This is a genomic window from Pauljensenia sp. OF14-1SRA (assembly GCF_027694595.1).
Lineage (GTDB): Bacteria > Actinomycetota > Actinomycetes > Actinomycetales > Actinomycetaceae > Pauljensenia > Pauljensenia turicensis_B.
The window spans coordinates 1-19,424 of record NZ_JAQEVQ010000004.1 but is presented as its reverse complement, the minus strand read 5'-3'; the positions used below and the strand labels follow the sequence as shown (position 1 = coordinate 19,424).

Here is a 19,424-nt window from a genome sequence, read left to right as displayed (position 1 = left end):
TTTTCATTCATCGACGAGGCCGGCTCCACTTACCTATTCATCTGCCCATTTTGTTTCGCCAGTCGAAAATGACTCCCCATTTCGGCGCTCGAGTGTCAAACTGTGACCATGCATGAAAGAGCTGGCACCATCGCCCTTCCAGAAGACCTCATTAACGTCGACGAGGTCGTTTCCGCTTACTACGACATCGAGCCTGATCCAGCCACTGTCGAACAGCGCGTCTCATTCGGTACGTCCGGTCACCGCGGATCGAGCCTGAATGGCACCTTCAATGAAGCACACATCGTTGCAACCACCGCGGCGATCGTTGAGTACCGTGCAGCCCAGGGTTTTGATGGCCCGCTGTTTATCGGTCGCGATACCCACGCTTTGAGCGAGCCCGCCTGGCGCACTGCTCTTGAAGTTCTGGCTGCCGCCGGTGTGCGCGTGAAGATTGATGCTCGTAATTCCTACACGCCCACCCCGGCGGTTTCTGTTGCCATCCTTGGCGCCAATGGTGCGCCCAAGGCTCTGCGCACATCCGGCCCGGGCTTGGCTGATGGCATTGTTGTTACCCCGTCGCACAATCCGCCGCGCGATGGTGGTTTCAAGTACAACCCGCCTCATGGCGGTCCGGCTGATACGGACGCCACCGGTTGGATCGCGAACCGCGCAAACCAGATTCTAGAAGATGGCTGGCGCAAGGTTCCGCGCATCATCGGCACCTCGTTGTTCAACGATGAGCACCTGGAGAAGTTCGACTACTTGACCTACTACGTCGACCAGCTGGATACCGTCATTGATATTGACGCGATTCGTCGCGCCAATGTTCGTATCGGTGCCGATCCGCTGGGTGGCGCATCGGTTGACTACTGGGCAGCGATTGCTGAACGCTACGACCTGGATCTGACGGTTGTGAACCCGACCGTTGATCCGGCATGGCCGTTCATGACGCTGGACTGGGATGGCAAGATCCGCATGGACTGCTCGTCCGAGTACGCAATGGCCTCCCTACGTCAGGTAATGACGCCGGACGCTAATGACAAGACTCCGTATGACATTGCTACCGGTAATGATGCTGACTCAGACCGTCACGGCATCGTCACCCCCGACGGTCTGATGAACCCGAACCACTACTTGGCGGTTGCGATTGAGTACCTGTTCACACACCGCCCGAATTGGCCGGCGGATGCTGCGATCGGCAAGACCCTTGTTTCGTCGTCGTTAATTGACCGCGTTGCTGAGCACATCGGCCGAAAGCTGATCGAGGTTCCGGTTGGCTTCAAGTACTTCGTCCCCGGTCTACTTGACGCGTCGGTCGCTTTTGGTGGCGAGGAATCTGCCGGAGCTTCCTTCCTGCGCAAGGATGGCACGGTCTGGTCGACGGATAAGGATGGCATCATCCTTGCTCTGCTGGCTTCCGAAATCACGGCTGTCACCGGTAAGACGCCATCGCAGTTGCACGATGATCAGGTTGCTCGCTTCGGTGCTTCGGCATACGCCCGTATTGATGCGGTTGCAAACCGTGAAGAGAAGGCAAAGCTTGCAGCCCTGTCGTCTGACGACGTGACTGCAACGGAGCTTGCTGGCGAGGCCATCACTGCGAAGCTGGTGCGCGCCCCGGGTAACGACGCTGTGATCGGTGGCCTGAAGGTGACGACCGAGTCCGCATGGTTCGCCGCTCGCCCGTCCGGCACCGAGGACGTCTACAAGATCTACGCCGAGTCCTTCAAGGGCGCTGAGCATCTTGCCCAGGTCCAGGAGGCCGCGAAGAAGGTTGTGTCTGACGCCCTTGGCTAAGTCTGAGTAGCAAGACATTCGCTTGACGAGGCCGGCGGGATTCACCAGAATCCCGCCGGCCTCCTGTGTTGCGAAACCGATCTGACCCAGCAGGGATACTCACCGCCACATGGGCTAAGAAGGCACAGCTCAGTAGCCTCGTTAAGAACGGCCTTGCCGTGACAGCTTCGTCCCTGCTATCAGCCGTGCAAATCCTTAAAACCATGCCTACCGACACCTACATAGAAAACGCCTGGAAACAAGCCAGACTGAAACACCAAACCGATGGAATTATCCCAAAATGGGCAGACGTCATCGCATGGAGCGAACTACACCACTCCACCCCCTACAACAACACCTGGGACTACCTCCCCAACACAATTTGTCCTTTAACCCTGGATTTTCCGGCACGATTATTAGCCCTGTCGTGGATCGTTGCGCTGAAGAATGTTGCTGCTAGCAAGCGCTCTTGTAATAGATATAGGACTGCTCTCGTTGTTGAGAACCAACAGCGAGGGCAGTCCTATTGATTAGTCTAGGAGTGGCGTTACAGGCTCGTGTCCACAACTGCACGACCCTGAATCTTCTGGTCGCGTAGCGCCTTGTAGCCTTCGTCAGCTTGTTCAAGTGAGAACTGCTTAGAGACGATCTCCTTGTAGTTAATGACGCCTTCAGAGGCCAGCTCAACTACCGCAGGTAGGTCTTGGCGGGTGCGTGCGCCGTATGAGCCGAGGATGGATTGGGAGCGGCGTACCGTGCGGTTAATCTCCACTCCTGCGGTCTGCACGCCAGCGCCCAAGCCGATGGGTACTATGCGGCCGCCGTCAGCAAGCGCATCCGCGTGTGAGGCCTCGAAACCGGCCACGACAACTTCGTCAACCGCGCCATAAGTTACGTCGAAAGGGCCAACAGGGAACCTTCGAGGTCACCGAATAGGGGTGAGCAACCCCTCCATGAGGCCAGTTCACCACATCGCTAGAATGCAAAGGTGTTCAAGTCATACGCGGAAGTTCTACGCCTCAACAGCGCATGGAAATTCTCGATCTCCGGACTCATCCTGCGACTGCCCATGTCGATGATCGGTATATCCATCATCCTGCTGATCAAGGCAACCTACGGCAACTACACCCTTGCCGGCCTAGTATCCGCCGTGAACATCATCGCGACAGCTCTGGTCGCACCCACGCTGTCCCGATTGGTCGATCAATACGGCCAAACAAAAATCATGGTGCCATCCCTGATCATTTCTGTCGCTAGCGTGTCCGGCATGCTTGCGGTCGCACTGCTTCATGCGTATCCCGGCCTCGTCTGCCTTTTCGCGGCACTTGCCGGAGCTACCTGGGGATCCCCCTCCGCGCTCGTCCGCTCACGCTGGGCAAAAACCGTACGACGCCCCAGCCAACTCACCACCGCATACGCCTACGAATCCGCGATGGACGAAGTCGTCTACACGCTCGGCCCCGTACTCTCGACAGTCCTGGGCACCGTTTTCCACCCAGCACTCGGCATCATCCTGATCGTCGTCTTTGTCCTCATTGGAGGCCTCGGATTCTTTAGCCAGCGCGCAACCGAACCTGAACCCTCGCCTCGACCCACCGGTCACCGCCGTTCATCCGTGATCCGTACACCTGCCGTCATTGTCCTCGCCCTTACCTACGTCGGCGCTGGCATGATGTTCGGAGCAAACGACGTTGCCGTCGTCGACTTCGCGGACGCACTCGGCCACCCGGCAATGTCGGGCGTCCTGCTCGCACTCTTCTCGCTAGGATCAATGTTCGCTGCGCTCGTCTACGGTTCGCGCACCTGGCAAGCCCCCATGTGGAAGCTCTACGCGATCGGCGTCGTCGCACTCGCCATCGGGTCAAGCACGTACCTTCTGGCACACTCACTCCCCGTCATGGCCGTCATCATGCTGATCGCAGGCGTCGCATGCGCGCCCACCATGACGAACGTCAATATGATCGTCGCGCGAGTCGTCCCCTCTGAATCCCTCACCGAAGGACTCACCTGGATGTCGACCTCCCTCAACCTCGGCTTGTCCATCGGCTCAGCTCTTGCCGGCCCTGCCGTGGACGCGCGCGGATCGCACGGCGGATATCTGTTCATGGTGGTCGCAGCCTGGCTAATGGTGTTAGTCATGCTGGCCGGACTGAAGATCGTGCGTAACGCGACGAGTGGCGCAACCTCGACTGCCGAAGTAGCACCCGTGCCGGACGAAAGCAACACCCCCTCCGCGTCAGGCCAGGCAACGCAGGAGCAGGACGCAGACGGACAGTAAAGCTTCAACTGCGCATTGCTTGGAACTACACGGACTGCACCTAGGGCGACGGATCTGGGGTTTTCAGGGCAAAAGTGTCGCCTCAGGTGCAGTCGGGGCCAAGAAACCCGACCGTAGCCACTGCCACAAGGCAGGAGCCGGAGGCGGACGAGCAGCAAATCGGGCACAATGGAAGCTGACCCTCAGGAGATACATGTTCGCCGAACCGCTTATCGATGACGAAACCCCGTCATTTCTGCTCGCACTGACCTCGTCAGTTGGCGAGGCGAGCTCCCGTATCCTCGCACGCGCATTGGAAGAGTGGGGCTTCATCCCCGGCATTGTCGGGTTCGGTGGCCACGGCTCCACGCGCAGAGCGCGCATCCTGGGGCGCGTAATCATGGAACGCACCGCCGACCAGCGTTCGTGGCTGGCCGAGCGACGCGGGTGGCGTCAGTTCTTTGATGCCCAGGTTCCTCGTCAGCCTGTTCTGGTCACGGTTGGTCGCCAACGTCGAATTACTTTCGCTGATCGCGGTGGCTACATTGACCTGACCGTCGAGGGGCATGGTCTGACGCCGGGCTGGCATGATGCGTGGATTCAGGTTCTGCACGAGGGGGATCTTCATACCCTAGGCATCGGCGAGGGCGAGAGCCTGACAACGCAAGATGCCCTCCGCCTGTCGGGGCAGACGGGACACGGGTCGCAGAGGATCCGCGCGGGGAAGCCCGTTTGCGTTTCCCTACGCATCGCTGGTGATAACGAAAAGTTTGGCGTCGTGTCTGACATTGATGACACGGTGATGGTGACGATGCTCCCGCGTTTGCTCACTGCCGCGAGGCATTCCTTCGTTGACCGTGTGTCGTCGCGAGAGGCTGTTCCTGGGATGGCGGGCTTCCTGACGTGTTTAGCGGACATGGCGCACCGCCAAGCTTCGGCTAACACACAAGCCCTTCACCGCCAAGCTTCGGCTGAATCGACAGTCCCCCAAGCTTCGACTCACACGCAAGCCACCCACCCCCAAACCAAAGGCAAGCAAACTCCCGTAACCTCAGCTGACCCGCAAACCCCCCAGACTTCCGCCGACTCCCAGCACGAGGCGTTGCACGCCCCTCTTATCTACCTGTCGACGGGCGCGTGGAATGTTGTGCCCGCACTTCGCGACTTCCTGGGTCGCCTGAATTATCCGCGTGGCGGGTTCTTGATGACGGATTTTGGGCCGTCGAATACGGGTTGGTTCCGCTCGGGTTTTGAGCATAAGCGTCGAGAGTTGCGAAGGCTTGCTCGGATGTTCCCGTCGATGAAGTGGTATTTGGTTGGCGATGATGGGCAGCGCGATCCGGAGATTTACGCTGAGTTCGCGCGTGAGCATCCTGAGAATGTTGCGGGGATTGCGATCCGCTCATTGTCGGAGATTGAGCAGTTCATGTCGCACGGTACTTTCGAATGCCTGTATCCGGATGCGTTGCGCACGGTGCCGAGTTCGATTCCGGTGTGGTTCGGCTCAGATGGGGACGCGTTGAGGGAACATTTCCGTTCTGCGTTCTAGGGTGCTGGGGTACGAGGCCGCGCCTACATCTTCAGTGTGAATACCTACTCTGGACGCGATAGGAAACAGGACATTACCCGGATAAATGCGTAGATAGCACGCGTTTTAGCGCAAGAACAGGTATGCCTAGGCGCTAGGCATACGCCTGCTCCAGGTTGAACCGACCTAGCAGTCAGGAAGCAGATTCTTCTGTCGCAGCTTCTTCGGGCGCACCGGACTCAGGGGTTTCGCCCGATTGTCCGGACTGGCCAGACTGTGCGCCGGACTGCCCGCCGTTTGCGATCCGCTCAAGATCATCGTCAGACAGGGGCAGGCACTGGGCAGGAGCTGTAAGAGCATCGGTGGAGTTGAGGATTTGCTGGATTTCATCAGCATTCAATGCACCGTCGTATAACGTGCCCAGCAGAACGGTGACAGATTTGTCGGTTGCGTCGGTCAGGATGACCTTCGAGTTCGGGAAGAATCGCGCGACCGTGTATGCGTCAACAACGCCAGCGATGCCGGTATCAATTTCAACAGTTCCAGCGTATTCGGTGGAGTAGTTGCCCGGCTCAGCGGGGGCGAAACCCGCTGCGGTCAGCATTTCTGTTGCCTCAGAGGCTATGCCTTGACGCGACGTGGTGTTCAGAACTTGGACTTTCACCGATGCGGGATCAACCGGGAGTGTTTCTTCCGGTGGGCACGGCACTTTACCGCTGGTGGCGAACTTTTCTGCTTTCGAGAAGGAGTTGCCGAAGGGAACTGGAACAATTCCCGTCAGGACCAGCGCGCTGAGCAATGCAAGAACAAGCATGACGACGATCGTCACGGCGAACGTCACGTTTTGGCGACGCTGGCGTTCTTGAAGGAAGCGCTGACGAGGGCTAAGTGCGGGATGCGGTTGACTCACGTCTTTAACCTACTCGAAAAGTGCCCGATTCGGCGGGTTCGCAACACAACTATGGTCTGTCGTACGTTCACTTTTAAAAGCTGAAGTGCATTTTCACCCAGAAAGAGTAGCGTGTTAGGGAAAGCTAACTTTGTGAAAGGACCACGATGGGTTTCCTCTCTGATGAACTGCTTGCTCGTATTCACGAGCGCGCTACCGTTCACGACCAAGAGAACACGTTCCCGACAGACGATTTGGCTGACCTGCGCGACGCTGGTTACCTAGCCGCTTTTGTTCCGAAGGAATACGGTGGCGCTGGCCTGAGCCTCGTCGAAATTGCAGCGGAGCAGACACGACTTGCGAAGGCAGCTCCGGGCACGGCGCTCGGCATCAATATGCACCACATCATCGTGGGCCTCGGCCGTCACCTCGTGCGCAACGGAAACGATCGCGGCGAACTGATCCTGCGCGACGCGGCTGCCGGTGAGCTTTTCGGGTTCGGCATTTCCGAGCCGGGTAACGATTTGGTTCTTTTCGGTTCGATCACGAAGGCAACGCCGGATGGCAAGGGTGGCTACTCGTTCGAGGGTACGAAGGTCTTCACGTCTCTTGCTCCCGTGTGGACGCGCCTGCTGACCTTCGGCCGCGATGATTCGAGCGAGGACGGCCCACACTCGGTGTTCGGCATCATGCACCGCGAAGATGGCGGTTTCACGATCAAGGATGATTGGGACACGCTCGGTATGCGCGCAACCCAGTCGAATACGACGATCCTCGAAGGTGCTCACGTGCCCGCCGATCGTATTCTGACTCGTTGCGAGCCCGGCCCGTCGAAGGATCCGGTTGTTTTCGGCATTTTCTCAAACTTCGAAATTCTGCTGGGCGCCACCTACCAGGGCGTGGGTGAGCGTGCGGTTGAGGTCGCTGCCGAACACGTGAAGACTCGCACGTCGGTGAAGAACCAGACGGTGTACTCGAACGATCCGGATATTCGTTGGCGTATCGCCGAGGCCGCGTTGTCAATGAACGCGGTTGGCCCGCAGATCCGCGAGCTTGCTCGCGACATTGATGCCGGTGTTGACCGTGGTCCGATCTGGATGCCACAGTTGTCGGCGGCAAAGAATGCTTCCGCCGAGGCCACTCTTCGCGCAGTTGAGCAGGCAATTCGCGCGTGCGGTGGCTCGTCCTACTACAACCGTCACGAGCTGTCTCGCCTCTACCGTGATGCTCTCGCCGGCCTCTTCCAGCCATCGGATCAAGAATCACTGCACGGCGCGTGGGCGAACGTGGTCCTTGGCCCAATCGAAAAGTAAGGCTCACCTCGACACAAGCGGGAAGACTACGCGGATCAGCCAGTCGGTGCAGATAGTCCAGTTCGCAGTTTTCCCCAATTGACGAGGCCGGCGCCCCTCACATCACGACAGCGTGTGAGGGGCGCCGGTGCGTTTCAGGGGCGCGAGCCTATGAGGCGCTCGCGTGTTCCCTACTCGCGTGTTCCCTAGTTGTGGCACTCAGACGTGGAGTTCACTGGTTCCAGATGAACTGGGACGGCAGGATTTCACCTTTGGTATCGAACATCCAGCCTTCGCGAGCAATAGCGAAGGACTTGCCGGAAATCGTGTTCCAGCAGGAGATACCGTCTTGAGTTGAGATGCAGGCGACATTTCCGTTCTTCACGTACGAGCCGTACGCGAGGGAGCTGATGTATTTGCCGTTCATCGGCGGGGCAATGTTGGCGCAGGCATAATTCGTGTTCTTGGAGTCGACAGTGAAGAGTGCGCCTCGGTTGTCACCACACACCTCATACCCGGCCGCGCCAGTCCAGTGGGTTTCATTGATCTGGCAGGAAACCATGTCTCCGCCAAGAGTGCAGATGATATTACCGGACGGAGCTGAGAACGTATCAGCAACCTCGGCGCTTGACGGTGCCGGATACTTTTCTTTTACCTCTGGCTTCGCCGACTGCGGTTGCTCGGGAGTTTGCGTCTGCGAATGTGTCTGAGCCGACTGCGTCATTGAATCAGCGGACGTGTCGCTCGACGAACCTGAATCAAACCAACCGGCGAATGCTCCAGCAACTCCAATAGCAAGAACGATCACGATCACCACCAGGACGGCCAGAATGATCACCAGTGATTTGTTCGTGGAGTTCTTTGCAGGCTGCATTGGCACGCCCTGAACGGGGTATTGTCCCTGGTAGTTCATGGGCTGTTGGTATCCCTGTTGCGGGATTGCACCTGCGGGCATGTAGCCGACGGGCATCTGCCCCTGAGTGGGCATGGTGGATTGGGGGTGCGTCGGCGCATATTGAGCTCCCTGATCCACTGCGGGGAATGAATCTGTTTCGCTTGCCTGAGGGCCATTCACCGTGGGGAGTACCGTCGTATGATCGCCATCTTCGGCATTCACGGTCGATTCTGGGAAGATGCTTTGACGGACGGGGGTTTCTTCGACTTGTTCGGGCGCGGGTTGTTCTGCGTCAATACCTTCGCTGGCAATCGCGTCAGAATCAGCATCGGGAGCAGTGTACTCAGCTATCTGCTGCGACTCGACGGCGACCTCTTCGGTTTCTTCAGTTTCGGGCTCTTTAGCGTCAGCCTGTTCGGATTCTCCCTCTTCAGTTTCCGTAACCTCAGACACCGGTTCGTCAACTGCCGGTTCTTCGGACGTAGCTACGACGGTCTCGGGCTGAAGGGTGACGTGGTCAACCGTGGTTTCTGGCTCTTCTTCGACCTGAGTAGGCTCTAGGGTAACGTCCTTTGCCGGCTCGTGTACCTGAGTGTCCGGCTGTTCAATCACATTAACGAACGTTTGGGTTGACGCATCGGTCGGTTGAGGCGTAGGTGCGCTAGGTGGCACAGCCCCCGCATCGAATGCGCGACGCTGTGCGACTGCAGCGACAACCTCTGGATTGCCAAGTGACTCCATCCAGTCAAGCAGGCCCGCGTACACATTCGGGTGGGCTGCGATTGCCGTATGCAAGTCTGGACGCACCGCAGCAATCAGACGAAGATCATCTGCGCTGGTGTTGGGGTCCGCGACAGCGAGTACCGCATCGGGAGCATTTTCAGGCGTAGCCATGGCATTCCTTCATATCTTTGACAAGAGTTGTCTTGCGACCATTGCGCTTGTGCTATCCACTCTAGCGTTCACCATGGGCCAATCGCGGTGTTCGTGCACGTGAAACGATCTGCATCGACCTCATGCCCACTCTATGAAGGTACGTCACCGACAGCTAGGGCATTCAAGCAAGCCGGCGCGTGAAGGTTTCAAAGCCGAGCACCTCGCACGCATCCGCGAGCGCCAGTACTTGCTCATCCCATCCCACTTGTTCGGCGACGAAGGCATCGGGGGTTCCTTGGGCGCGAGCCTGCTGGAGCGCGAACGAGGCTACCCCGCGCTCTTTGAGAGCGAGAGCGACATCCAGTCCATCCCCCGGCCCTCCGGGGTAGACGGTCAGTCGGACCTCGTAATCAACTCCCGCAACGACAGGCGTAACGTGCGCGCGGGTCCCGGCCTCGTCCCTCACGACTCGGCTGGCGTGCGCACCGCGGCGCGCTTCCTCGGCGTAGTCGAGCAGGATGTCGAGGGCTTCCCACGCTTTTTCTCCACTGCCGGAGCGGGCGACGACGGATGGGTAGTTCTCAGGGAGTGCCTTGATATCCAAGCCGACCCAGTCGACGAGCCCTTCTTCGAGGAGGGTGCGAAGGCGCGCGGGATAAGCGCCCGCGGTGTGCAGTCCGACGGCAAATCCGAGGTCTCGAACACGTCGCATTGCGGGGATGAGCGCCAACTGACGTGTCGCTTCCCCGCCAGAGAAGACGACGCCGTCAAGTAGGTCGTGCCGTCGCGCGAGTAGGCGTTCCAAAGCATCCCACGCGACGACGCCCGGGATTCTCGGGTCGAGGATCGCACAATTCTGACAGTACGCGCACTCCCACGGGCACCCCTGGCAGAAGACGGACGCGACGAACTTTCCCGGCCAGTCCACCGTCGACATGGGGACAAGTCCCGCGATTTGCAGGTCATCGGGGGTAAATTCACGAGGCCCGGAAGCGAGCGTCAGACCGATTTGACCAGTGTTCACCGCTCGCCAACCGGCGGGAACGCAGACACCAATTCGCCGTGGTGGGAAGCGGCATCCTCGCTGAACATTGTGCGCTCAGCGTATTCGCCCTTCTTGCCGATATTGAACGACTGGACGGGGCGGAAGTAGCCCATGACGCGGGTCCAGACCTCGCACTGCTGGGGCTCGCGATCCGGGTGGGCGGCGGCGCACTTTTCGCACGTCTCATGCTCGCCAGCCAAGTAGCCGTGAACAGGGCAAATGGAGAAGGTCGGCGTGATCGTGATGTACGGGACCTTGAACGCGGTCAGGGAACGGCGAACCAATTCCTTGCACGCTGCGCCGGACGAAATGCGCTCACCCATGTACAGGTGCAGGACCGTGCCACCCGTGTACTTCGACTGCAGGACTTCCTGATCCTCCAAAGCCTGGAAGGGGTCGTCCGTGTAGGAAACGGGAAGCTGGGACGAGTTCGTGTAGTACGGCTCGGCCGCGGTTCCCGCCTGCAGGATGCCCGGGTAGCGCTTGCCATCTTCCTTCGCGAAACGGTAGGTCGTACCTTCAGCCGGCGTCGCTTCGAGGTTGTAGAGGTGGCCGGTGGCTTCCTGAAGCTCCACCATGCGATCGCGAATATGGTCGAGGATGCGGACGCACATGTCGAAGCCGCGCTCATCGGTCAGATCGTAATCATCGTGACTGAAGTTTCGGACCATCTCGTTCATGCCGTTCACACCGACCGTTGAGAAGTGGTTGTCCAGGCTTCCCAGGTAGCGACGAGAGTACGGGAACAGACCGCGATCCATGTGGAACTGGATCGTTTCACGCTTCAATTCAAGGGACTGTGAGGCAAGGTCAATGAGGTGATCAAGTTCAGCGATGAGGGCTGCTTCGTCATCGGCGAAACGGTAACCGAGACGCGCCATGTTGATCGTCACCACGCCGATTGAACCCGTCAATTCTGCCGAGCCAAACAGACCGTTGCCGCGCTTGAGCAGTTCGCGCAGGTCAAGCTGCAGGCGGCAGCACATCGAGCGGATCATGTGCGGGTCAAGGTCGGAGTTGATGAAGTTCTGGAAGTAGGGCAGGCCGTACTTCGCCGTCATTTCGAACAGGCGATCCGTGTTCGGCGTATCCCAATCGAAATCCGGGGTGATGTTGTAGGTCGGGATCGGGAAGGTGAAGACGCGACCGTCGGCGTCACCACCGGTCATGACCTCGATGAAGGCCTGGTTGATGAGGTCCATTTCATGCTGGAGCTCGCCGTAGGTGAAATCGCAGACCTCGTCGGCGATCAGCGGGTATTCCTCTGCCAGGTCATCCGGGCACGTCCAGTCGAAGGTGAGGTTCGTGAACGGGCACTGGCTACCCCAGCGCGACGGAACGTTGAGGTTGTAGATCAGTTCTTGCATGCACTGGACGATCTCGTCGTACTCCATGTTGTCCAGGCGGACGAAGGGCGCCATGTAGGTGTCGAACGAGGAGAACGCTTGGGCGCCGGCCCATTCATTCTGCAGGGTGCCAAGGAAGTTCACAATCTGACCACATGCGGAAGAGAAGTGTGCGGGTGGTCCGGAAGCAATCGCGCCACCCACGCCGTTGAAGCCTTCCTGGATCAGGCGTTTCAGCGACCAGCCTGCGCAGTAGCCGGCGAACATGTCGAGGTCATGGATATGGTAGTCACCCCGGCGGTGCGCTTCGCCAATTTCACGGGTGTAGACCTGTTCGAGCCAGTAGTTCGCAATGATCTTGCCGGCTGAATTCAGGATCAGGCCACCGAGCGAGTATCCCTGGTTCGCGTTTGCGTTGACTCGCCAGTCAGAACGGTCGAGGTATTCGTCGACAGTTCCCAGCGCATCAACGTCATAGCGCGATTGGGTGCTGGTGTTTTCCGCGAGCGGGGATAGTGTGGATGGCGAGGCTTTTTCAGCGGCGTTCATTGGTTGACCTTTGGCAATTCTTCGTTGAGGAAAAGCTCTGACCAGTGGAAACGGTGTGTTCCCAACGGTCAGACACGAACGCAAGCACTATATCTAGTGCTTGCGCGAAGCGCTCACCACTATATGTAGTTGCTCAAGTGAAATCGAGTCTCTTTGACGCAACACGCCCTAGCATCTTTCGATCACGACACACAACAACGCAAAAATGGGCCCAACGTCCCGATCGCCGTTTTGAAGGCGGGCGAGTGTCGACTCTAGGCACGCGCCAGATAACAAGAATTAGCGTTCGTTCCCACTGAGTGAATCAACCTCATCAATGACCCAGCCGGAAATCACAACAACCCACAGTGTGCCCGCGATAGCCAGAATGCGCGCGCGACTGGGAGATTCTTCAAGGAACTCGGCGAAGCCGTATCCGGACGGTCCCGGGTTTGCGACCGCTGACACGTCTACGCCCGCAAGCGCCACAACCGTCAAGATCGAGGCAACGATAAAGCCAATCACCAAGGCCATTGCGACGTACGCGCGCATCCCGCCGATATGTCGTGTGCGGTGTTCAATCGGCGCCAATGCCAGCGCCCAGGCGCCACAAATCAGGAACGCGACAACGACGTCCGCGATCCGGTGCCACGCTGAAATCATCACCGATATCCCCATCAGGGCAGTCCACACCCAACCAACCCACGCTGAAGGCGCGCGAAGCCACGGTGGCGCAACCATCACCAGAGCAAGAGCAATCGCCATGGCAACTGTTGTATGCCCAGATGGCAGGGAGTTTGCAACATCTGTTGTCACGCCGAGGTTTGGCCGATCCAGCAGATATTTTGCGATCTGAGTTGTTGCGTTAGCCCCGATCACGACGAACATTGCTCGACCCGCCAATGTTGGGCGACGACGGATCACTGCCACAACAAACACGACTGCGCCGACGATAATCATCACGGGAACAGATGCAATGGATGTAATCAGACGCGTCAGGTTGCCTGCGCTGTCACTCCAGCGGATCGCGGCCTCCATGAACAGGGTGTCCAGAGCCTGCCCCGCGGGCGTCGTGACGGCGACATAGCTGATAACAACTGCGCCGATCACACATGCGATCGCCGAAACGATCCTGCGACGAAGCCGGCGCGCATACCAGCGACCCGTTGACGTCCCACGGGCAGATGCCTGGCTAGTTGGGGACGAGGCCACGCCTGCTTGCGCGCCTCGTGGCCGGTTGAGGCGCGATAGTTGAGGCTGGCGCGCTTGGGGAACGTTTGGGCGTTGCATACGCGTGTCACCTCTTCTTGCCTGTTGCCTTGAACTGTCCGCTTCGTCTGATAAAAGTGTCGAAGCGGAACCCTGGGAGTGTCCGCACCATTTTCGTGGTCTATACAAGTAAACGGTACGCACATACCTTATCGATAACCCGTCCGTATCCGCTGAACAGAGCGGGTCAGGCGTGAACAAGCGCGCTTGAACGCGCCGGCGCACGCATACTTCGATAGAGTAAATCAACTCTTTCGAACGTCGTTCGCCGAATCACGATCCGTGGCGATGGACGGCCTCGTTCCTTCATCTTCAGGAGAATCTGAATGTCCACGACGACGCCCGTCAACACCGAGCGGATTCGGCAGTTGCTTTCCGATCGCGATGTTTCGTTCGGGGAATACGGCGAGGCCGAACTCGCGATCCCGACGCGCAACGCCGTTTTCTTCTGGAATATGTCGAACCCGCAGGTATTACAGTTGCGTGCTCAGTGGCGAGGAATTGCCACCGACGACGCTCAGTTCACCGCACTGGTCAACGAGGTTTCGACGTGCAACTCGTCGCGCATCCTGCCCAAGGCGTACCTTGCTCCGCTCGAAGACGCCGGGAAGTTCGGCCTGATTGCCGAGTGCAATGTGGTCGCGTCGCAGGGGTTCACGAAGGCTCAGCTGGATGCGTTCTGGGAGTCGTCGATGTCGATGATCCTGACATTTATTACCGACTTGGAAGCAGCACTTCCAGAATTCGTCACGTGGTCTGACGAGCTTGATATTCAGGAGGACAACTGATGAGTGCTCCCTTTGCCGTCCCGAACGATGATCAGACTCCCTACCCGATTACTTTCGACCGTCTGCTCAAGGCGTTCTCGGATAAGAACTTCCAGGTGGAACAGGTCAGCGAAGGCCGTGTTGCCGGCGCCATGTTCGATACGACGCCATTCCTCATCATGCTGGATACGTCGAACCGTTTCATCACGATCCGCGCGATGTGGGCAGCCGACATTCCGCTTGCGTCGTCAACCCAGCAAGTTTTTGCCGCCGCAGATTCGTGGAACCGCGAAATGTACTTCCCGACCGTCTACTCAATGCCGGACGAAGATGGAAACCTGCAGGTGTGCGCTGATTTCAGCATCGACGCGATCGCCGGGATCTCGAACGACCAGCTGTCCGAAAACATTGACGCAGGCATTTCGACGGGACTGAAGGCAATCGAATACATGAAGCAGGCCGCCGAGCAGACTCTCGGTTGGACTGACCCGCGCAAGTGAACGAGGTTCCCGCGTCAGGTATAGCCGGTCAATCCGGTGGTGAAACACCTGCGCGCACCGACGCCTCCTTCACCCCAATTCCGTCCCCGAATGCCGGTGATCTTGCGCGTCTGCTGATGGATATCGGTGCGGGCGATGATCGTCTGATCGATATGCACGTCATCGAAGGGCGGGCCGAGCGCACCGCTGAGTGGCCCACCTGGGTTGCACTCGACGTTGTAGAAGCATGGAAAGCACGAGGCGTTCTTCGCCCGTGGTCTCATCAGGTTGAGGCGCTAGATTCCATTGCGTCCGGCAATGATGTTGTCCTCGCGACGGGCACAGGGTCTGGTAAGTCTGCACCAGCATGGACCCCGATCCTCTCTGATCTGGTGAGCGCCGAAGACTCTGGGCGTATTTCGCAGATTCGTCGTCGCCCGACCTGCCTGTATATTTCGCCGACGAAGGCGTTGGCCGCCGACCAGATGGCAAACCTGGGTGCGTTACTGTCAGCTGCGCCCTCTGATTCTGCTCTGCGTCAGGTTCGCGCGGTGACCGCAGACGGTGATACTCCGCGGGAAACAAAGGATTGGGCACGAGCCAACGCCGACATTATTGCGACGAACCCGGACTATCTGCACTACGTGATGCTCCCCGGCCACGAACGCTGGACGCGATTCCTGGCTTCCTTGAAATACATCGTCATTGACGAACTTCACCATTGGCGAGGCGTCGTCGGCGCCCACATTTCGCTGGTCATCCGCCGTCTGCTACGCATCGCGCACCATCTGGGCGCTGATCCGATCATCATCATGCTGTCGGCGACAATTCGTGATCCCGAGGCCGTCGGCCAAGCTATGACCGGACGCCCGTGCATCGGCGTGACTCATGATGGTTCGCCCGCTTCAGACCACCAGTTGTTCCTCTGGCAGGGGCGCCTCGTCCCCGATGAGGCCGAAGTGGATATGAGCGCATTCTTGAAAGCGGTCGCAGGGGAAGAGACCGTTTTGGAAGCGCCGATGCGTCGCGTTTCTGCGCAGACCGAGGCCGCGTCCCTGACTGCCGCGATGATCGAAAAGGGCGCGAGTCTTCTGACATTTGTTCGTTCACGTGCGGGTGCTGAGTCGGTTGCGGCGCAGGTTCGGAATTCGCTCTCGTCCCATGGTTCGCCTCTGGCCGGGCGTGTTGCCGCGTACCGCGGTGGCTTCTTACCTGAGGAGCGTCGCGCCTTGGAAGCAGCATTGCGAAGCGGGCGACTGCGTGCGGTTGCCACCACGTCTGCTCTGGAGTTGGGGCTCGATATCTCCGGTTTGAACGCGACGGTGACTGCAGGCTGGCCGGGGACGCGCGCGTCGCTCTGGCAGCAGATTGGTCGCGCCGGACGCGCAGGGGAAGCGGGCGTTTCTGTTCTGGTTGCGTCCGATAACCCGATGGATGAGTACCTTGTTCACCACCCGGATCAGATTTTTGCCCCCGTAGAAGCAAACGTCATCGATGCCACCAACCCGTGGGTGTTGGCGCCTCATTTGTGTGTGGCAGCCTCGGAAATCCCGCTGTCGCTTGAGCGCACAGATGGTGAAGATCTGGCGCTGTTTGGAGCCTCGTTCCCACTTCTTGCACGCCAGCTTGCCGACGAGGGCTACCTTCGCGAGCGACCAACCGGCTGGTACTGGGACGCCACCCGTCAAGAGAGGCCCGCCGACCTGACTGACCTGCGAGGCGGGTCGGGAGACGTACAGATTGTCGACGCACGCACGGGCGCGGTGATCGGCACGATGGACGCCGGATCCGCAGATGCGCACCTTTTTGCCGACGCGATTTACGTACATCAGGGGCGGACGTACCACGTCGTGGAGTATTCGCCGATGATGAGCGCCACGCCTGCCAAGGAAGCGCGAAGTAGCGGGGGTGTGCCACGGGAGCGGAGTGCGGGCGCGCTCGCACAGCCGGCCAGTGATTCTTTTGGGGGCCAACCCGACGCCGGCACCTTGTCCGCTCGGCCTAGACCTATCTCTTACATCGCGCCACCGGCCCCTGAGGAGAAGCAACGGATTGCGCTCGTCGAAGAGGTCCGCACTCCCCTGCGCACGCGCGCCAAGCAACGTGTGTCCGTGTCGATCACGTCGGTTGACGACACGTGGACGTCCGACGATGGGCTTGTGACCTGGTCGTTTGGCAGTGTGGACGTGTCGACGCGCGTGACTGACTACGACCTGTTGCGCCTGCCGAGGCTTGAGTTTATTCGCAACATCGAGCTCCAGCTGCCAACGCATACTCTGCCAACGAAGGCGGTCTGGTATGAATTGTCGCCGGCCGCTCAGGTGCAGTTGCGCGGATTAGGAATCGGGAACGAGGACCTGTCTGGAACGTTGCACGCGGCCGAACATACATCGATTGGGCTCCTGCCCCTTTTGGCTACGTGTGATCGCTGGGATTTGGGTGGCCTGTCAACCACGGAGCATGATGACACCGGTCTGCCGACCGTGTTTGTGCACGATGCGTTCCGTGGTGGAGCTGGGTATGCTTCCGCTGGATTTGAGAACGCAGGCAAGTGGATGCGGATGGTGCTTTCAACCCTGGAATCCTGCGACTGCGAGGACGGGTGCCCGAGGTGCGTTCAAAGTCCGAAGTGCGGGAACGGGAATGAGCCACTATCGAAGGCTGGCGCCATTGTTCTGACGCGGTTCCTTGCCGAGCGTGCGCCGGGAGCCTGAAGCTTTTCTTTGCGCAACTGAGCTTTTCGAGAGTGTGGTCTGATCCTGGCAATACGCCACGTGATGGTGGCGTAGATGCTCCAAAGGGCCAAACCTTGCGGCTTGGCCCTTTGGAGCATCCCATCAACACAGAAAGAGTCTCCCGATAGCGTCTCCTCAACAATTCCGTCGGCAGTGACGAACCCTTGTGGTTCGTTCGCCGTATTCCTTTGTGATGACTATTAATGTAGACACCCAACCTGAGAAGACCACTGAATCTAGCTATGAAAATGCTGTGGGTTGAAGGCTATGGCTTGAAGGAGCAACCAAAACCGTCAGCCTCTACCCGCAACCAGATACTCACTGGGTAAACCAAGACGGATCCCTACACATCCGCAAAGGCTGGGCAGGCCACTAACCCACCCCGACACGCCCGGCAAAAGACACACAAATTGTCCGGTAACCCGCATTAGCGGGTTATAGGACAAATTGTGTTGCTGGGGGTTAGTCCCAGGTGTTGTTGTATGGGGTGGTGTGGTGTAGTTCGTTCCATGCGGTGGCGTCTCCCCATTTCGGGATGATTCCACTGGTTTGGTGTTTGAGGCTGGCTTGTTGCCAGGCGTTTTCTATGTCGGTGTCGGTAGGCATTGTTTTAAGGATTTGCGCGGCTGGTAGCGGGTTCTCGGTGTGCATGTAGCACCACCAAAAGATTGCTTTGATACGCCTGGTTAGACGCATGCCACGATGGTCGCGCAGCATGTGGCGAAGAGGGGAGTTGATCGCGCCTTCGATTTGGTTATTCATCGCTGGCATAGGCATTTGCCAGGCGGGATCACAAAACGTAAACAATACGCCACGACTGATGAGCTTGTTAATACTGTTACGCACTCGAACTAGGCGCTCATGAGTGTATGTCCACCCTGTAGCAGTAAGAGTTTTCTCGGCTAAAAACCCGCTCCAGTACTGGTCCCAAGCCTGGTAGTCGACCATCCAGGCCAGGGCTTGGCCGGTGTTTTTAACCCTTAACAACTGTTTTCCCAATGAGTACAGCTCTTGAGAAGCCTCTAGTTTCGGGCGCGTAGTAGTAGCCTGACGGATTTGAGTAAATACGTGGAAGGTACACCTTTGATGCTCACTATCAGGCCAAACCCGGCGTAACGCTTTTTCAAACCCGCCACCACCATCAGAGACCACCAACAAGGGCGGGGCAATACGCTGCATTAAAGCAGTCCAAGCCCTAGAGTTCTCCGCTCTTGCCACATACCAGCCCAGCACGTAATCAGGGGTACAAGCAATCAACACCACTGCCTTACGCCCCAGGTGGATGCCATCAACAAACACTACGTCATGGACCTCATCCACCAGAGGGGCAAGCGGCCAAATACTCCACAAGTCCTTACAACGACGCCGAAACGATCTTCCTTGACCCGCCATATCGACCTGCCTGGTACCAGATAACAACCAGGCAAGGAACTCCTCTAAACGCTTAGCACTGTTATCAATACTGTTAAGCCCACTAACGCTACAAGCCCGACAACGCCACCGCTGCCTCCCCGCACTGGTGTAACCATGACGCGTCATCTTCGCACTGCAAATAGGGCAAGAAGGAATACTCATGCACACGAACACAACACGAGCAACTCAAAACGCGACTTTACCGCGCCGTAACAGGCAAAACCCTGCCCTCTACCAACACATCCTGTCCGACCTCGCAGTTGAAGCAGACCAACTCAAAACCCCAGTTTCGCCCACCACACCAACGAAAACCCGGATCAAAAACAACACCAAATGTCCTATAACCC

General features: G+C 58.4%; 15 protein-coding genes and 1 pseudogene. 9 read left to right on the top strand and 7 right to left on the bottom strand.

The window, feature by feature from the left end; translation table 11 throughout:
* Nucleotides 1–108: 108 nt before the first annotated feature.
* Nucleotides 109–1,779, top strand: coding sequence for a phosphoglucomutase (alpha-D-glucose-1,6-bisphosphate-dependent) (pgm, locus tag PG731_RS03455; protein ID WP_270772199.1), 1,671 nt, complete (start codon nt 109–111; stop codon nt 1,777–1,779).
* Between the two features lie 65 nt (nt 1,780–1,844).
* Nucleotides 1,845–2,288 (top strand): hypothetical protein, encoded by a 444-nt coding sequence (locus PG731_RS03450; RefSeq protein WP_270772198.1) that lies wholly within the window; start codon nt 1,845–1,847, stop codon nt 2,286–2,288.
* A gap of 17 nt (nt 2,289–2,305) precedes the next feature.
* On the opposite strand, the pseudogene PG731_RS03445 reads toward PG731_RS03450, so the two are convergent.
* Nucleotides 2,306–2,644 (bottom strand): annotated as a pseudogene (locus PG731_RS03445) (hypothetical protein); the annotation flags it as partial.
* A gap of 102 nt (nt 2,645–2,746) precedes the next feature.
* On the opposite strand from PG731_RS03445, the gene PG731_RS03440 reads away from it, so the two are divergent.
* Nucleotides 2,747–4,036 carry an MFS transporter gene (locus tag PG731_RS03440; protein WP_270772196.1) on the top strand — a complete coding sequence of 430 codons (1,290 nt, stop codon included), beginning with the start codon at nt 2,747–2,749 and terminating at the stop codon, nt 4,034–4,036.
* 193 nt (nt 4,037–4,229) lie between these two features.
* A complete protein-coding gene (locus tag PG731_RS03435; RefSeq protein ID WP_270772195.1) occupies nt 4,230–5,564 on the top strand; it encodes an App1 family protein in 1,335 nt (444 codons plus the stop codon).
* Between the two features lie 172 nt (nt 5,565–5,736).
* On the opposite strand, the gene PG731_RS03430 is transcribed toward PG731_RS03435, so the two are convergent.
* Nucleotides 5,737–6,453 carry a LytR C-terminal domain-containing protein gene (locus PG731_RS03430; protein ID WP_270772194.1) on the bottom strand — a complete coding sequence of 239 codons (717 nt, stop codon included), beginning with the start codon at nt 6,451–6,453 and terminating at the stop codon, nt 5,737–5,739.
* A gap of 146 nt (nt 6,454–6,599) precedes the next feature.
* On the opposite strand from PG731_RS03430, the gene PG731_RS03425 reads away from it, so the two are divergent.
* Nucleotides 6,600–7,745 (top strand): acyl-CoA dehydrogenase family protein, encoded by a 1,146-nt coding sequence (locus PG731_RS03425; RefSeq protein ID WP_270772193.1) that lies wholly within the window; start codon nt 6,600–6,602, stop codon nt 7,743–7,745.
* Between the two features lie 211 nt (nt 7,746–7,956).
* Here PG731_RS03425 and PG731_RS03420 read toward each other — a convergent pair whose 3' ends face one another.
* From PG731_RS03420 to PG731_RS03405, 4 genes are all read right to left on the bottom strand, one after another.
* A complete protein-coding gene (locus tag PG731_RS03420; RefSeq protein ID WP_270772192.1) occupies nt 7,957–9,513 on the bottom strand; it encodes a variant leucine-rich repeat-containing protein in 1,557 nt (518 codons plus the stop codon).
* Between the two features lie 163 nt (nt 9,514–9,676).
* A complete protein-coding gene (locus tag PG731_RS03415; protein WP_270772191.1) occupies nt 9,677–10,519 on the bottom strand; it encodes an anaerobic ribonucleoside-triphosphate reductase activating protein in 843 nt (280 codons plus the stop codon).
* Entirely contained in the window at nt 10,516–12,435 is a 1,920-nt protein-coding gene (locus PG731_RS03410) for a ribonucleoside triphosphate reductase (protein WP_270772190.1), read from the bottom strand. Before PG731_RS03410 ends, PG731_RS03415 begins: the two co-directional genes overlap by 4 nt.
* Before the next feature lie 279 nt (nt 12,436–12,714).
* The gene (locus PG731_RS03405) at nt 12,715–13,704 is read right to left on the bottom strand and encodes a phosphatase PAP2 family protein (protein WP_270772188.1); all 990 of its coding nucleotides are present in this window, start codon (nt 13,702–13,704) and stop codon (nt 12,715–12,717) included.
* Between the two features lie 305 nt (nt 13,705–14,009).
* On the opposite strand from PG731_RS03405, the gene PG731_RS03400 reads away from it, so the two are divergent.
* From PG731_RS03400 to PG731_RS03390, 3 genes are read left to right on the top strand one after another with little or no spacing between them, the layout of a single operon-like run.
* On the top strand, nt 14,010–14,471 hold the full coding sequence (locus tag PG731_RS03400; protein WP_270772186.1) for a YbjN domain-containing protein: 462 nt from the start codon (nt 14,010–14,012) through the stop codon (nt 14,469–14,471).
* Entirely contained in the window at nt 14,471–14,950 is a 480-nt protein-coding gene (locus tag PG731_RS03395) for a YbjN domain-containing protein (RefSeq protein WP_006680427.1), read from the top strand. The genes PG731_RS03400 and PG731_RS03395 overlap by 1 nt, the downstream gene beginning before the upstream one ends.
* Nucleotides 14,947–17,643: a DEAD/DEAH box helicase gene (locus PG731_RS03390; protein WP_270772181.1), complete on the top strand. Its 2,697-nt coding sequence runs from the start codon at nt 14,947–14,949 to the stop codon at nt 17,641–17,643. The genes PG731_RS03395 and PG731_RS03390 overlap by 4 nt, the downstream gene beginning before the upstream one ends.
* A gap of 483 nt (nt 17,644–18,126) precedes the next feature.
* Here the strand turns inward: PG731_RS03390 and PG731_RS03385 are convergent, their stop codons facing one another.
* Nucleotides 18,127–19,239, bottom strand: coding sequence for an IS1249 family transposase (locus tag PG731_RS03385; RefSeq protein ID WP_270772179.1), 1,113 nt, complete (start codon nt 19,237–19,239; stop codon nt 18,127–18,129).
* Between PG731_RS03385 and PG731_RS03380 the strand changes: the two genes are divergently transcribed.
* Nucleotides 19,238–19,424: hypothetical protein (locus PG731_RS03380; protein ID WP_270772178.1), on the top strand; the 187-nt coding region annotated here is incomplete at its 3' end. The genes PG731_RS03385 and PG731_RS03380 overlap by 2 nt on opposite strands.